Source organism: Arthrobacter sp. 01N442 (assembly GCF_056399345.1).
In genome coordinates this window covers 35,194-48,248 of the sequence record NZ_JBFTRD010000005.1, presented here as the reverse complement: position 1 = coordinate 48,248, position 13,055 = coordinate 35,194, and the positions used below count along the sequence as shown (strand labels likewise).

Genomic DNA, 13,055 nt, shown 5'->3' with positions numbered 1-13,055 from the left:
CCGACAGTAAAGCGCACCGGCACCCGTGACGGGGCGCCCGGCGTTACGGGGTGGGCCTGTCGGGTTTGTCGAAGAAGGCGCGGGCTTCATCGGCCGGGGCAGACCGCGGAGTGTCCCCGGCGTCGGCCGCGCCACCGGCGCTAACGGGCTCCACGGCGGAACCGGCGTCCACGTCGTCGTCGAACCCATCTTCCGGCTCGGGGCCGCCGGAGACGGGCAGCGCCCGTCCCGGCGTGTGGGCAAAACCACGGAACACCAGGCCGGCCACCGCGGCGCCGGCCAGCGGCGCCACCCAGAAGAGCCAGAGCTGGCCCAGGGCGTCCGGGCTGCTGAAGATCGCGGAAGCGGTGGCACGCGCCGGGTTGAACGGGGCATTCCCGATGCTCTGGCCCAGCTGCAGCAGCACGGCCATACTCAGGCCGACGGCGAAGGGAGCCGCGGCCTTTGCCGGGTTGCGTCCCGCGGTGGTGCCGAGATAGACCGCGACCAGCAGGGCGGCGCCGAGCACCTCGACCAGCAGCACGCCGGCCATCGGCGCCTGGATCACGGAGCGGCTGTCGAAGCCCGCCGCGACGGTGTCGAAGGCCGTCTGCGTGCCGTTGAGCTTGGGCACGGTGCGCAGGACGCCGAACAGCGTGAGCGCCCCGAGCAGGGCTCCGGCCAGCTGCGCGCCGAGGTAGGCGGCGGCGTCGAGGGCCCGGATCCGGCCGGCGATCGCGTTGCCGACGGTGACGGCCGGGTTGAAATGGCCGCCGGACAGGTAGCCGAAAGCCAGCATGGCCGCCGTGAGGGCCAGGCCCGCAGCCAGCGAGGCGGACATCGGGTTGTACTGCGGAACGGCGAACAGCGGCACGCCCAGGCCCACCACCACGACGAAGAGGGTTCCCAAGGCCTCGGCGGACAGCCGGGCGGCGAGGCCGGTCCGACGGAGATCGGGGACGAAGGCCGGCCGGGCGATGCCCGGCTCGGAGGCTTGGACTGGCATGGTCATGGCGCGGGAATCCTTTGGCTGGGGGTCATGGTCTGATTGGAGTCTGCCAGCGGAGGCTGGACTTTCGCTGGCGGCCTGCCGGGCGGCCGGCAGCTAGCCGCCGAGGGCGATCGCGGCCACCGTGCTCGCGGCGAGCGCCAGGACAGCCGCCGTCGCGCTGAACATCAACGCTGCCGGGGCTCCTTCGGTGGAGCCGCGCAACTGCCGGGAGCGCACCCTGACGCAGACGAAGAGGACCACGGTGGATCCGAGCGCAGCGGCGGCGCACAGGCCCAGGTAGTCTAAGCGCCCCGCGGCTGGACTTTCCGGACCGGACAGCGCCCAGGTGCGCCAGATGAACAGATCGGCGACGACGAGGGCCAGCAGCGTCCGGCCCCAGGCAAGGGTGGTGCGCTCCGGCTGCAAGCCGGGGTCCCGCGGCGCAGTGGTCACCGGGCAACGAGGATCAGGATGGCGATGGTGAGCGCGGCAATGGCGACGCCGACGGTCATGATCAGCATCAGCCCGGAGTACGGCAGTTCCCGGTTGTTGCGCATCGCGGCTTCCATCCGGCCCCAGCGGTGGTAGGCCAGTGCCGCCAGTCCGGCGCCGAGGACAGCCAGCACGACGCAGACGGCGATCCGGACGGGACCCGGCGCAATGTTGGGCGCCAGCTGGTCAATGGCGAGCGCGCCGGCAATCAGAGCCAGCGAGGTCCTCACCCAGGCCAGGAAGGTCCGCTCATTGGCGAGCGTAAACCTGTAGTCCGGCGTGCTGCCTGTCTTCCGCCACGCTGGTTCGCGCATCCGTCTCCCCTGCCTGAGTCCGCTGGTCATGTCCGCGGCACCACAGCCAACATGGCGCCATCAGCACCCTACCGGGATATGCCGGCGATCCAGTCCGGCGCATCGTTCCCGGCCGGCCCGTTCCCGGGAGGCCCGGCCACCGGGGTAAATTTGAAGCCATGAACATCGAGTCCGGCAGCACCCCGGCGGCGCCGACGCCGTCCCACGAATCCCGCATCCATGGTTGCCTGCTGGGCGGCGCGCTGGGCGATTCGCTGGGCTACGCCGTCGAATTCTCGAAAATCGACGAGATCCGCGCCATGTACGGCCCGGAAGGACTGCGGGACTTCGCCGAGCTCGACGGCGGCAGCCACTTCTCCGACGACACCCAGATGACGCTGTATACGGTGGACGGCCTGCTGGAGGCTCTCGAATGGGCCAACTCGGGCGTGGCGGCGGACACGAACGCCTGCCTCTGGCTCTCCTACCTGCGCTGGCTGGCCAGCCAGGGCGTGGCCCTGCCGGATGCCGCCCCCTTCCAGCCGCCGCGCTGGATCGACAGCCATGAGGTGCTCCGGCACCGCCGCGCTCCCGGCAATGCCTGCCTCAGCGGGCTCGCCACCGGGGAAATGGGGACCGTCCACCGGCCGGTCAACCTGGATTCCAAGGGCTGCGGCACGGTGATGCGCTCGGCGCCCTTTGGATTGATTCCCCACGTCCCGGCGGAGGCGGTCTACAAGATGAGCGCGGATGCGGCGTCCCTGACTCATGGGCATCCCGCGGCCCGGCAGAGCGCCGGGGTGTTCAGCCTGCTGATCCACGCCCTGGTCAATGGCGAAGACCTGCACAGCGCGGCGGGAGCCGCGCTCGCGCACCTGCAGGACGGCCCGCTGCCAAAGGGCGAGGAGCCGGATCCCGCCCTGGTCGACCGGCTGACGGCGTCCCTGCGCCTTGCCGGCGCCTCCGCACGCGGGTCCGAAGACGAGAGTTCACCGGGCCTGCTCGGCGCAGAAGAACTGGTGCGTGAACTGGGCGAAGGCTGGGTGGCCGAGGAAGCCCTCGCCGTCGCGCTCTATGCCGTGCTGGCCACCGCACCGGAAGCGACGGCGGCTGCCAGCCCGGCGGAGCACTTCCGGGCGGCGATCGCGGTGGCGGTAAACCACAGCGGCGACAGCGATTCCACCGCCTCGATCGCCGGCAACATCCTGGGAGCGCATTACGGCGAGGAGTGCCTGCCGGCGGACTGGCTCGCCGCGCTCGAGGCGCCCGAGGTCATCCGCGGCATGGCCGCGCGGCTGGCGTCGGTTACGGGCGCCTAAGCGAAATGTTGTTGCAGGCTTCGCAGACATCCTCTGGGATAAGTCCGCGGCGCTGCAGGAAACCGAAGATGGCGCAGCCGAGGCAGAAGCCGGCGAAAGCTTCCAGCGAAGCGGCGGCAATCAGTGCCACGAGCAGGATCCAGGCCACCGGGGCCAGGCCTGCGGCGAAGAAGATGGCGGCCGCCGTGGAGAGGGCCGCCCCGATGCCCTGCGCAAAGCGCTTTGGCGGCCCGGGAACCAGCCGTTTCTTGCCCAGCAGCGGAGTCAGGACCTTGACTGAGAGCACGCCGAAGGGTGAAATCCTCGGTCCGAACAGCACCCGCAACCAGAATCCGACGGCGATGACTGCCAGCCCCCAGCCGGAGCCGGTCAGGAGCGTCGCAAGGGACAGCAGCACCACGAGCGCCGCGGTGATCCGCGCGGAGTACTCGTTCACCGGATTGGGGAAGGCAAAGACCCTGCCCCAGACGCTTGCGCCTTGCGGGTCAGCGGCGGGAGCCTCTGCTGCGGGGGCGGGTGAAGAGATCAGTTTGCTCATCATTCAAGGCTAGGAGCGGCCCGACCCCGGGCGAAATGATTGTTGCGCCGTATGACCCGCGGACGGACCGCGCTAGCTGGCCCGGGTGGCCGCGGCGGCGACGTGGCCGCCCACCATCTGCAGGAACTCCCCCTCGGAGAGCACCTCGATCCGCTGCCCGCGGTCGTGGAGTTCCAGGACCCGGCGTGCCTTGCCCGTCAGCCGGCCCGAACGCAGGTCGGCCGCGACAAAGCCGTCCCCCACCACCAGCACCGTGGTGCGTGCGGTAACGCGGCTTTCTGGGCGGGCCCCCAGCTCGGCGGAGCGCAGCTTCGCCTCCGGCCGCGGAATCGCCAGTTCTCCGGTGAACACCACGGTCTGCCCGAACAAGGGGTGGTCCGGGGCTGCCGCGGCATTGGGCAACGGGTTGGCGCCCTCGTCCGGCCAAGCGGGGCGGAACGGGCGGGTGGCTGGAGCCGGGCCTTGTCCGGCGGCGAGCGCCTCGAGGGCCGACCGGGTGGCCTTGGAGAGCGGGTCGCGGCGCGGGTCGAAGGCCGGTTGGCGCGAAACTGTGAGCCCCAGCGAGAGGTACAGTTCCGCGATGCTGGCGGCACCGTTGCGGGCCGCGATGTCGATCAGGATGCCGGCACAGGCCCGTGCGTCCTCGGCGGCGTCGTGGTGGTTGAGCAGCGGGACGCCGGCTTCCTCTGCGGCGTACGGCAGCGAGTTGGACACCAGCGAGTAGCAGCGGCGCGAAAGCATCACGGTGCAGACGTAGTCGTAGGCGGGCCCTGGAAGCCCGGAGACTTCCAGGCCGGAACGGATCACGCCCAGATCGAAGGCGGCGTTATGGGCGGCCAGTACGTCGTCGCCAATGAAGGCACCGATCTCGGGGAAGAGCTCACCGAAGCGGGGCAGGCCGGCGACCTGCTCGGGCCGGATGCCGTGGATGCGGACGTTGTGGTGGTCAAAGGCGTCGTGGTTCTCGGGCGGCCGCATCAGCCAGGAGGCCTCCTCGACGACGACGCCGCCGCGCACCTTGCTCAGCCCGACGGCGCACGGCGAGCCGCGGAAGCCGTTCGCGGTCTCAAAGTCGATCGCCGTAAAGTCCAAACCCACGCTCCAACTTTAGCGCCGGAACCGGCCGCACCCGGTCAAGTACCCTAGATAGGTGAACCCTTATACCCTGCACGACTTCGCCGTGACCACCCTCGGAGGCGCCGGGCCGGTCCAGCCGCACCTGGCCTCGTTCCTGCCCGACTGGCTCAACCCCCAGGTCTTCCTGGCCGATCCGGCCCTCGCGCCGTGGGTCGTCATCCTGGTGTGCGGCATCATTTTTGCCGAGACCGGGCTGCTGATCGGCTTCTTCCTGCCAGGGGATTCGATGCTGTTCACGGCCGGGCTGCTCGTCGCGACGGACACGATCAAGTTCAACATCTGGGCGTTTGCCGCGCTGATTGTCGTCGCCGCGATCATCGGCAACCAGGCCGGCTACCTGATCGGCTCCAAGGCCGGTCCGGCCATCTTCAACAAGCCGGACTCCAAGCTGTTCAAGCGTGAGAACGTCGAGAGCGCCCACGCGTTCTTCGAGAAGCACGGCGGCAAGGCACTGATCCTGGCCCGCTTCGTCCCCATCATCCGGACCTTCGTCCCGGTGATCGTCGGCGTTGCCCAGATGAGCAAGCGCAAGTTTTTCATCTATAACGTGATCGGCGCTGCGCTGTGGGGCGGCGGCGTGACCCTGCTCGGCTACCTGCTCGGCGACAAGGTGCCGTGGGTCCGGGACAACCTGGACATTATCTTCATCGCGATTGTGCTGCTCTCGGTCATCCCGATCGGCATCGAGGTCATCCGCGGCCTCATCGCCAAGCGCCAGGCGGCGAAGTACGGCACCGGGCTGGTCGATGAATTCATCGAGGAGCACGAACCCGAGGAAGAGCGCAAGACGCCGTAAATCCGGTCCGGGAAAGCATTCACTCCCCAAAAAAGGATGGCGCCCCAGGCGGGGCGCCATCCTTTTTTGATGCGGCCTTTGATGCGGCGGCCGGAACTACCTGCCCGCCAGCGCCTCCACGATCGCCGGCAGCAGGGCCCGGAAGGCGTGGCCGCGGTGGCTGATGGCGTTCTTTTCCTCCGGGCTGAGTTCCGCGCAGCTGCGGTCCAGCCCGCTGGGCTGCAGCACCGGGTCGTAGCCGAAGCCGCCGGCCCCGCGCGGCTCCCGCAGCAGCGTGCCTTCCAGCTGGCCGTATTCCACCACTTCCCGGGCCTCCTCGCCGGAGGTGCCCGGCACGGCGAGTGCCGCGGCGCAGACAAAGGCCGCGCCGCGGTATTCGTCCGGCACATCGGAAAGCTGGTCCAGCAGCAGCTGGAGGTTCGCGGCGTCGTCCCCGTGCCGGCCCGCCCAGCGGGCAGAGAAGATGCCGGGCGCTCCGCCCAGGACGTCGACTGCCAGGCCGGAGTCGTCGGCGATCGCGACGAGGCCGGTGGCCTCGGCCACCGCCCGGGCCTTGAGCAGCGAGTTTTCCGCAAAGGTAACGCCGGTTTCGGCGACATCGGGGGCTCCGACGGCGCCCGCGTCCACCACCTGCGTGTCGACGTCGAGCCCGGGCAGCTGGCCGCGCAGCAGTTCGCGCAGTTCCCTCAGCTTGCCCTGGTTGTGGGTTGCCAGGACCAGGACCGGCCGGTTCGGCTGGTCCCCTGCGGGAGCGCCGCTCACGGGGCTTCGGCCAGGGTCTCGCGCTGGATGGCGGCGAGCTGCTCCGTTCCGAGCAGGGCAAGGTCCAAGAGTTTGTTGAGCTCGTCACGGTCGAACGGCGCGCCCTCCGCGGTGCCCTGCACCTCGACGAACTTGCCCGAGCCGGTCACCACCACGTTCATGTCGGTCTCGGCGCGGACGTCCTCCACATACGGCAGGTCCAGCATCGGGACGCCGTCAATGATGCCGACCGAGACGGCGGCGATGGTGTCCACCAGCGGCTGCGCGTTGCGGGCGATCAGCTTGTTTTCGCGGGCGAACCGGATCGCCTCGGCGAGGGCGACGTAGGCGCCGGTGATGGCCGCCGTACGGGTTCCGCCGTCGGCCTGCAGGACGTCGCAGTCCAGCACGATGGTGTTTTCGCCGAGAGCCTTGGTGTCGATGATGGAACGCAGCGAGCGGCCGATCAGCCGGGAAATCTCGTGCGTGCGGCCGCCGATCTTGCCCTTGACGGACTCACGGGCGGAGCGCGTGTTGGTGGCCCGCGGCAGCATCGCGTATTCGGCGGTGACCCAGCCGCGGCCCTCCCCCTTGAGCCAGCGCGGGACGCCTTCGGTCAGCGACGCCGTGCAGAGCACCCGGGTGTTGCCGAACTCGATCAGTGCCGAGCCTTCGGCCTGCTTGGACCAGCCGCGGGTGATGCTGATCGGACGAAGCTGGTCGGGGGTGCGGCCATCGGCGCGGAGAACGGGAGCGGTAAGGGCTTCGGAAGTCATGCCTTCCAGCATATCGACCCGGCGCGTGCTCTTGCCTCCAACGTCAGCTCAGACGGTGTAGTGCACGCCCGCGACCGCGACGGCCACGTGCTGGCCGAAGACCTCCTTGGCCTCGGCCATCACCTTCGGCGGGGACGTCCAGACCGGAATGTGCGTGAGCAGCAGCCGCCGCGCCCCGGCTGCCACGGCTGCTTCGCCGGCGCGCTTGCCGGTCAGGTGGACGTCCTTGATGCCGTCGTCCCGGCCCTCCTCGAACGCCGCCTCGCAGAGGAACAGGTCCGCGTCCCGGGCCGCGTCCTCGAGGCCGCTGCAGGAGTCGGTGTCCCCCGAGTAGCCCAGCACCCGTGTGACCGGGTTGCCGTCCTTGTCCGGTTCGGTGACCTCCACCCGCAGGGCGTAGGCCTCCTCGACCGGGTGGTTCACCGCGAAGGGGGTCACCGTGAACGGGCCCATGGTCACGGGCTTCCGTTCGGACCAGTTGCTGAAGTCGAACTCCTCGTGCATGCCCGGGTCCAGATCCAGGCCGTAGGCGGTGGCCATCCGGTCCGCGGTGGCGGCGGGGCCCCAGACCGGGATCCGGCCGCGCCCCCAGCCGCCCGGCTTCCAGCGCACCGCGACGTGCAGCCCGCACAGGTCCATGCAGTGGTCCGGGTGGAGGTGGCTCAGGAAGATCGCGTCGATGTCCTCCAGGTCGGTGTACCGCTGGATGGCGCCAAGCGCACCGCTGCCCAGGTCCAGCACGATCTTCCAGCTCCGCTCGCCGTCGTGCGCGGTCAGCAGGTAGCACGACGCCGGCGAGCCGGGCCCCGGAAAGGATCCGGTACAGCCCACGATGGTCAGCTTCACAGGCCGGACCTCCGGAGGCCCGCCAGCGGCACCCCGCCGGAGGCAGAGGCGGAGGAGACGAAGTTGGAGATCCGCGGCCGGCCGGCGGCAGCCTGCGCAGCGGCGATCATTTCCGGGGTGATCCGGGCGAGGCTGCCGGTGGGGTACTGCGCGGCCACATGATCCACGTGGCGGACGCTGAGGACCTCGGGGCCGAGGAAACGGCGGGCCAGGTGTTCGAACTGCGCGGCGTCGCCGGTGGCGATGAAGTTGTGTTCCGGGGCAGTCGTCCCGGTGCGCTCAAGTCCCCGCGAAGCCAGTGCCCGGTACACGTCCTTGGCGGTTTCCTCCGCGCTGGACACCAGGGTGACGTCCTCGCCCAGAACAAAGGAGAGCACTCCGGTCAGCAGCGGGTAGTGGGTGCAGCCCAGCACCACGGTGTCCACGCCGGCCGCGGTGAGCGGGGCGAGGTATTCACGGGCGACGGCGAGTAGTTCCGGCCCGGTGGTGATGCCGGCCTCCACGTAGGGCACGAACGCCGGGCAGGCCACGGACGTGATCTCCAAGTCCGGCGCGGCCGCGAAGGTGTCCTCGTAGGCGCGGGAGCCCACGGTGGCGGAGGTCCCGATCACGCCGATGCGGCCGTTGCGGGTGGCCGCGACCGCGCGCCGGACGGCGGGCTGGATCACCTCGATTACCGGGATGCCGTACCGGGCGGTGTACCGTTCCCGGGCGTCCCGGAGCACGGCGGCGGACGCGGAGTTGCAGGCAATAGTGAGGAGTTTGACGCCGGAGTCGACCAGCTCGTCCATCACGCCGAGGGCATTGGCCCGCACCTCGGCAATGGGCAGCGGACCGTACGGGCCGTGGGCGGTGTCGCCAACGTAGAGGATGGATTCGTTGGGCAGCTGGTCGATGATGGACCGGGCCACCGTGAGGCCGCCAACGCCCGAATCAAAAACGCCGATGGGGCGCTCCCCCGTCCGGGCGTCCCCGGTACTGCCCGCTGCGGTCTCCGCCGCAGCGTCCGCTGCCGGATCCGTGCTCGATGCTGAAGTCATGATTATTCGAGGATAGGGCTTCGCCACAGGTGCGGCCATCACATTGTGTCGAGCGACTCGTGTCTGTTGGGTCACACCTGACCCGCCGCAGCCGGCCTTCAGGTTCCGGTGCCGACCCGCCGCGCCGTGCCCCGGTTGAGCGCCAGGTGGCCGCCCAGGAAACCGGCTCCGGTGACGACGGCGTTGCCGGCGAGTCCGAGCCGTACGCCCAGGCTGTGCCGGCCGCGCAGCCGTGCGATCAGCGATGCCAGGAATAGGAAGACCGAAAGATCCGTGCCAAGCGCGTGGACGGCGCCGATCCGGCGCTCTTCCCCGCTCATCTCCGCCCAGTCCGCGGCGCCGGCGAGGGCGGTGGGCACCGCTGCGGCAAGCCCTGCCCCGATCAGGACCTTGGCCCCGGAACGCGACTGGGATCCACCGGCGAGGTCCAGAATGGCGGCGCTGAGCCAGCATCCCAGCGTCACGTCCGTCAGCAGCGGATGCACCGAGTGGCCCAGGACGCCGCTGTGAAGCGGGCTGCGCCGTGCCCAGTCAATGAGCGGCCGATAGATCCGCTCCTGGACCACGGCAAGGCGTTCGGACACGGGGCTCCCACCCACCGACCGGGTCAGACGTCGCGGCAATGCCAGCTCGCTCACGTTAAATTACGGTACGCCGACCCCCGCCGGCTGTATAGACCGGAATCCGGCTTACGCCTCGAGCGAGGCGAGCATGGCCTGGACCAGGGATTCCTGCAGCCAGGTGGTGAAGTTGTAGACCAGGGCCAGGTAGCTTTCCACGTCCTCGGCCTGGGACCAGTCCTGCATCCGGTGCACGTGCTCGGCGTCGGCGTCGTCCCGGATGTCGAGGCGTTCGGCGAGCACCAGCCGGACGTCGTTCAGCGCGGTGGACCAGTGCCGGGCGTCGGCGGGCGTCAGCACCAGCTCGTCCTTGTCCAGTCCCAGGGCCGCGGCCTTCAAGGCCCCGATCTTGCTCTCGCGCAGGGAGCGCTCGGTGTAGCGGCGGAACTCGAGGGAGGCCTTGTCGTCGTCCTTCATGACGTTGGGCAGCAGCCGGCGCAGGGCGCGGTCCGAGGGCTCCCGGGCCTCCGGATCCAGCCCCACCAGCGCGGCCAGTGGATCCTGGTTGGCACGCTCCTCCGGCTCCAGCATGGAAATAACGTCGTCGAAGAGGCTGCGCAGCAGGTCCCGCTCGGCCGGCTCGAGGTAGCCGGTGATGCCCTTGAGCCCGTATTTGAACGCCTTAGCCACGTTTTCCCTTGCCCTTGCCCGATCCCTTGCCGCCGTTACCGCCGCTGGCCTTTTCCACGGTGGCCCACAGGCCGTACCCGTGCATCGCCACGGCGTGCTGTTCCACCTGCTCCTTGCTGCCGTGCGCCACGATGGAGCGGCCCTTCTTGTGGACCTCCAGCATGAGTTTGTTGGCCTTCGCCTCGGAATAGCCGAAGTAGCTGCGGAAGACGTAGCTCACATAGCTCATCAGGTTCACCGGATCATTCCAGATCACGAGGTTCCAAGGGATGTCCGGGGCGGTCAGGACGTCGGTCAACGACGCTGTTCCGGTCTGGGTGCTCTCCTGGGTATCAGGGCCGAGCGCAACGCTGAGGGTCATCTGTCCATTCTATGGGGACGCGCATTAGAGTGAATTTGTGAGTACCTCTGCTGGCTGGGACCATCCCCGCACGTCCCTGTACACCGACCACTACGAGTTGACCATGCTGCAGGCTGCGCTGCATTCCGGCGCCGCCCACCGCAAGTCGGTGTTCGAGGCCTTCGCGCGGCGGCTCCCGGACGGGCGGCGCTACGGGATTGTCGCGGGCACCGGCCGGCTGCTGGAGGGAATCGCCGGCTTCCGCTTCGGCGACGAGGAGATCGACTTCCTGCGCCGGACGAAGGTGGTCAACGAGGAAACCCTGGAGTACCTGGCCAACTTCTCCTTCTCGGGCGACATCTGGGGCTACGCCGAGGGCGAGGCGTACTTCCCGAACTCCCCCATCCTGATCGTCGAGTCCACCTTCGCCGAGGCTTGCATCCTCGAGACGTACATCCTTTCGATCCTCAACCACGACAGCGCCATCGCCTCCGCGGCCTCGCGCATGATCACGGCCGCAGGGACCCGGCCCTGCGTGGAGATGGGCTCCCGCCGGACCCAGGAGGAATCCGCCGTCGCGGCCGCCCGCGCCGCCGTGATCGCCGGTTTCGACAGCACCTCCAACCTTGAGGCCGGCCGGCGTTACGGGATCAAGACGGTGGGCACCGCTGCCCACTCCTTCACGCTGCTGCACGACACCGAGCGTGAGGCGTTCGAGGCCCAGATCGCCTCGATGGGCGCCGGCACCGCGCTGCTCGTGGACACCTACGACGTCGAGGCGGCCGTGCGCACCGCCGTCGAACTGGCCGGCGACAAGCTCGGCGCGGTGCGGCTGGATTCCGGCGACCTGGTGGCGCAGGCGCAGTGGGTGCGGCAACTGCTCGATGAACTCGGCAACGAGAACACCCGGATCATCGTCACCTCGGACCTTGACGAGTTTGCCATTGCCGCGCTGCAGTCCGCCCCGGTGGACTCCTACGGCGTCGGCACCTCGCTGGTGACCGGCTCCGGCGCGCCGACGGCGAGCATGGTCTACAAGCTGGTCAGCCGCACCGACGACTCCGGCGCGTTCATTCCGGTGGCCAAGGCAGCCAAGAACAAGACCAGCAAGGGCGGCCGCAAGTACGCGCTGCGCAGGCTGAACGACCGCGGGACCGCCAGCCAGGAAATCGTCGGCATCGGGCACCGCCCGGACGACGACGGCAACGACCGGCAACTCCTGCAGCAGTTCATCAAGAACGGCGAGCTGCTGCCCGGCTGGACCGGCCCCGAGGGCGTCGTGCGGGCGAGGCGGCGCCACGCGGACAGCATGAAGGAGCTCCCGGCCGTGGTCAACCGCCTCCAGCGCGGCGAAGCAGCCATCCCCACTATCTACGAGGAGGACTGAATGTCACGTGCCTTGATCATCGTTGACGTGCAGAACGATTTCTGTGAGGGCGGGGCGCTCCCCGTCGAGGGCGGAGCCGCCCTCGCGGCCGAAATCAGCGAATATGTCGACGCCCACCACGGGCAGTTCGACCACGTGGTGGCCACCCAGGACTGGCACATCGAGCCGGGCGCGCATTTCTCGGAGCAGCCGGACTTTGTCGACAGCTGGCCGCCGCACTGTGTCGCGGGCACCCGCGGCGCGGAACTGCACCCGGACCTGGACACCGAATACATCCAGGCCTACTTCCGCAAGGGACAGTTCACAGCGGCCTACTCGGGCTTCGAGGGGCTGCTCGCCCCGGACGACGCCGTCCCCACCGGTGACCGCACGCCCGGCTCGCTGCCCGTGGGCGGCGCCGGCAGCGGTGATGCCGCCGGCGAGTTCGCCGCTGGCGAGGACGCCATCGGCCTCGATGATTGGCTGCAGAGCCACGACGTCGAGGAAGTCGTGGTGGTGGGCATCGCCGCCGACCACTGTGTGAAGGCCACCGCATTGGACGCCATGCAGGCCGGATACTCCGTGACTGTGCTGCGCGGGCTCACCGTGGGCATCGCCGAGGACCTCGACGACGCCTTCGCGGAAATGGAGTTCGGCGGCGTCGACATCGCCTGAGCTCGTCGCTGCCCCGAGCCGCACAGTAGACTCGGAATCCTTGCCAGAATCGTCGGACCCGTAAATTCCCGGAGTACACCATGAAGAAGACCCTGACCGTCCTGATCGCTGCCGGGACCCTGCTCGGCGCAGCCGCCTGCTCGGCTCCGCAGATGACCAACGCGGAGACCTGCTCCCGCGTCAAGGCGATCACCACCTCGCCGACCTCCAACTCGGACAAGTTCGGCATGACGCGGCTGGCCAACCAGATCCGGCCGATCGAGGCGAACGCTTCAGACGAGCTGCAGGCACCGCTGCAGTCGATCGTGGACTACCTTGACGAGTCCGCGAAGAAGGACCCGGACCAGGGCAAGCTTGATGAGCTGAAGGCCCAGTACACCGCGGCCGGCCAGAAGCTCTCGCAGACCTGCGGCGCCGCCCAGTAACGACGGGCCGCGCGCCCATAGAAATGCAGCAAAAAGGGACCGGTCAACCCG

17 protein-coding genes are annotated in these 13,055 nt (G+C 69.2%); 5 read left to right on the top strand and 12 right to left on the bottom strand.

Features of this window, described 5'->3' with window-relative positions:
• Nucleotides 1-43 precede the first annotated feature (43 nt).
• The 3 genes from AC1DNC_RS11495 to AC1DNC_RS11485 form a co-directional block, all read right to left on the bottom strand.
• Nucleotides 44-991 carry an MIP/aquaporin family protein gene (locus AC1DNC_RS11495; protein WP_476862679.1) on the bottom strand — a complete coding sequence of 316 codons (948 nt, stop codon included), beginning with the start codon at nucleotides 989-991 and terminating at the stop codon, nucleotides 44-46.
• 93 nt (nucleotides 992-1,084) lie between these two features.
• Nucleotides 1,085-1,423, bottom strand: coding sequence for a DUF202 domain-containing protein (locus AC1DNC_RS11490; RefSeq protein WP_476862678.1), 339 nt, complete (start codon nucleotides 1,421-1,423; stop codon nucleotides 1,085-1,087).
• Nucleotides 1,420-1,776 (bottom strand): YidH family protein, encoded by a 357-nt coding sequence (locus tag AC1DNC_RS11485; protein WP_476862677.1) that lies wholly within the window; start codon nucleotides 1,774-1,776, stop codon nucleotides 1,420-1,422. Before AC1DNC_RS11485 ends, AC1DNC_RS11490 begins: the two co-directional genes overlap by 4 nt.
• 158 nt (nucleotides 1,777-1,934) lie before the next feature.
• Here AC1DNC_RS11485 and AC1DNC_RS11480 point away from each other — a divergent pair, with 158 nt between their 5' ends.
• Complete coding sequence (locus AC1DNC_RS11480) at nucleotides 1,935-3,074, top strand: ADP-ribosylglycohydrolase family protein (RefSeq protein ID WP_476862676.1); 1,140 nt, start codon at nucleotides 1,935-1,937, stop codon at nucleotides 3,072-3,074.
• On the opposite strand, the gene AC1DNC_RS11475 is transcribed toward AC1DNC_RS11480, so the two are convergent.
• Together AC1DNC_RS11475 and AC1DNC_RS11470 are read right to left on the bottom strand one after the other, a co-directional pair.
• Nucleotides 3,061-3,612 carry a DUF4395 domain-containing protein gene (locus tag AC1DNC_RS11475; RefSeq protein WP_476862675.1) on the bottom strand — a complete coding sequence of 184 codons (552 nt, stop codon included), beginning with the start codon at nucleotides 3,610-3,612 and terminating at the stop codon, nucleotides 3,061-3,063. The genes AC1DNC_RS11480 and AC1DNC_RS11475 overlap by 14 nt on opposite strands.
• Before the next feature lie 72 nt (nucleotides 3,613-3,684).
• A complete protein-coding gene (locus tag AC1DNC_RS11470; RefSeq protein ID WP_476862674.1) occupies nucleotides 3,685-4,710 on the bottom strand; it encodes a 3'-5' exonuclease in 1,026 nt (341 codons plus the stop codon).
• Nucleotides 4,711-4,777: 67 nt separating this feature from the next.
• On the opposite strand from AC1DNC_RS11470, the gene AC1DNC_RS11465 reads away from it, so the two are divergent.
• On the top strand, nucleotides 4,778-5,545 hold the full coding sequence (locus AC1DNC_RS11465) for a VTT domain-containing protein (protein WP_476862932.1): 768 nt from the start codon (nucleotides 4,778-4,780) through the stop codon (nucleotides 5,543-5,545).
• 96 nt (nucleotides 5,546-5,641) lie between these two features.
• On the opposite strand, the gene rdgB is transcribed toward AC1DNC_RS11465, so the two are convergent.
• From rdgB to clpS, 7 genes are all read right to left on the bottom strand, one after another.
• Nucleotides 5,642-6,307, bottom strand: a complete 666-nt coding sequence (gene rdgB, locus AC1DNC_RS11460; RefSeq protein WP_476862673.1) for an RdgB/HAM1 family non-canonical purine NTP pyrophosphatase — start codon at nucleotides 6,305-6,307, stop codon at nucleotides 5,642-5,644.
• The gene (rph, locus tag AC1DNC_RS11455) at nucleotides 6,304-7,062 is read right to left on the bottom strand and encodes a ribonuclease PH (RefSeq protein WP_476862672.1); all 759 of its coding nucleotides are present in this window, start codon (nucleotides 7,060-7,062) and stop codon (nucleotides 6,304-6,306) included. The genes rdgB and rph overlap by 4 nt, the downstream gene beginning before the upstream one ends.
• A gap of 48 nt (nucleotides 7,063-7,110) precedes the next feature.
• The gene (locus AC1DNC_RS11450) at nucleotides 7,111-7,908 is read right to left on the bottom strand and encodes an MBL fold metallo-hydrolase (protein ID WP_476862671.1); all 798 of its coding nucleotides are present in this window, start codon (nucleotides 7,906-7,908) and stop codon (nucleotides 7,111-7,113) included.
• A complete protein-coding gene (murI, locus tag AC1DNC_RS11445; RefSeq protein ID WP_476862670.1) occupies nucleotides 7,905-8,987 on the bottom strand; it encodes a glutamate racemase in 1,083 nt (360 codons plus the stop codon). Before murI ends, AC1DNC_RS11450 begins: the two co-directional genes overlap by 4 nt.
• A 59-nt stretch (nucleotides 8,988-9,046) precedes the next feature.
• The gene (locus AC1DNC_RS11440) at nucleotides 9,047-9,532 is read right to left on the bottom strand and encodes a DUF2231 domain-containing protein (RefSeq protein ID WP_476862669.1); all 486 of its coding nucleotides are present in this window, start codon (nucleotides 9,530-9,532) and stop codon (nucleotides 9,047-9,049) included.
• 105 nt (nucleotides 9,533-9,637) lie between these two features.
• Nucleotides 9,638-10,198, bottom strand: coding sequence for a DUF2017 domain-containing protein (locus tag AC1DNC_RS11435; RefSeq protein ID WP_476862668.1), 561 nt, complete (start codon nucleotides 10,196-10,198; stop codon nucleotides 9,638-9,640).
• Entirely contained in the window at nucleotides 10,191-10,559 is a 369-nt protein-coding gene (gene clpS, locus AC1DNC_RS11430; RefSeq protein ID WP_476862667.1) for an ATP-dependent Clp protease adapter ClpS, read from the bottom strand. The genes AC1DNC_RS11435 and clpS overlap by 8 nt, the downstream gene beginning before the upstream one ends.
• A gap of 37 nt (nucleotides 10,560-10,596) precedes the next feature.
• Between clpS and AC1DNC_RS11425 the strand changes: the two genes are divergently transcribed.
• From AC1DNC_RS11425 to AC1DNC_RS11415, 3 genes are all read left to right on the top strand, one after another.
• The gene (locus AC1DNC_RS11425; protein WP_476862666.1) at nucleotides 10,597-11,925 is read left to right on the top strand and encodes a nicotinate phosphoribosyltransferase; all 1,329 of its coding nucleotides are present in this window, start codon (nucleotides 10,597-10,599) and stop codon (nucleotides 11,923-11,925) included.
• Nucleotides 11,926-12,579: an isochorismatase family protein gene (locus AC1DNC_RS11420; protein ID WP_476862665.1), complete on the top strand. Its 654-nt coding sequence runs from the start codon at nucleotides 11,926-11,928 to the stop codon at nucleotides 12,577-12,579. It abuts the gene before it with no gap.
• An 80-nt stretch (nucleotides 12,580-12,659) separates the two neighbouring features.
• Nucleotides 12,660-13,004 carry a hypothetical protein gene (locus AC1DNC_RS11415; protein WP_476862664.1) on the top strand — a complete coding sequence of 115 codons (345 nt, stop codon included), beginning with the start codon at nucleotides 12,660-12,662 and terminating at the stop codon, nucleotides 13,002-13,004.
• The last annotated feature ends 51 nt before the right edge of the window (nucleotides 13,005-13,055 follow it).

Bases quoted from the DNA above. Each gene is read 5' to 3' on its own strand.
- murI (WP_476862670.1), bottom strand. From the start codon at position 8,987: ATGGCCGCACCTGTGGCGAAGCCCTATCCTCGAATAATCATGACTTCA.
- AC1DNC_RS11475 (WP_476862675.1), bottom strand. From the start codon at position 3,612: ATGAGCAAACTGATCTCTTCACCCGCCCCCGCAGCAGAGGCTCCCGCC.
- rph (WP_476862672.1), bottom strand. From the start codon at position 7,062: ATGACTTCCGAAGCCCTTACCGCTCCCGTTCTCCGCGCCGATGGCCGC.
- AC1DNC_RS11495 (WP_476862679.1), bottom strand. From the start codon at position 991: ATGACCATGCCAGTCCAAGCCTCCGAGCCGGGCATCGCCCGGCCGGCC.
- AC1DNC_RS11480 (WP_476862676.1), top strand. From the start codon at position 1,935: ATGAACATCGAGTCCGGCAGCACCCCGGCGGCGCCGACGCCGTCCCAC.
- AC1DNC_RS11485 (WP_476862677.1), bottom strand. From the start codon at position 1,776: ATGCGCGAACCAGCGTGGCGGAAGACAGGCAGCACGCCGGACTACAGG.
- AC1DNC_RS11415 (WP_476862664.1), top strand. From the start codon at position 12,660: ATGAAGAAGACCCTGACCGTCCTGATCGCTGCCGGGACCCTGCTCGGC.
- clpS (WP_476862667.1), bottom strand. From the start codon at position 10,559: ATGACCCTCAGCGTTGCGCTCGGCCCTGATACCCAGGAGAGCACCCAG.
- AC1DNC_RS11420 (WP_476862665.1), top strand. From the start codon at position 11,926: ATGTCACGTGCCTTGATCATCGTTGACGTGCAGAACGATTTCTGTGAG.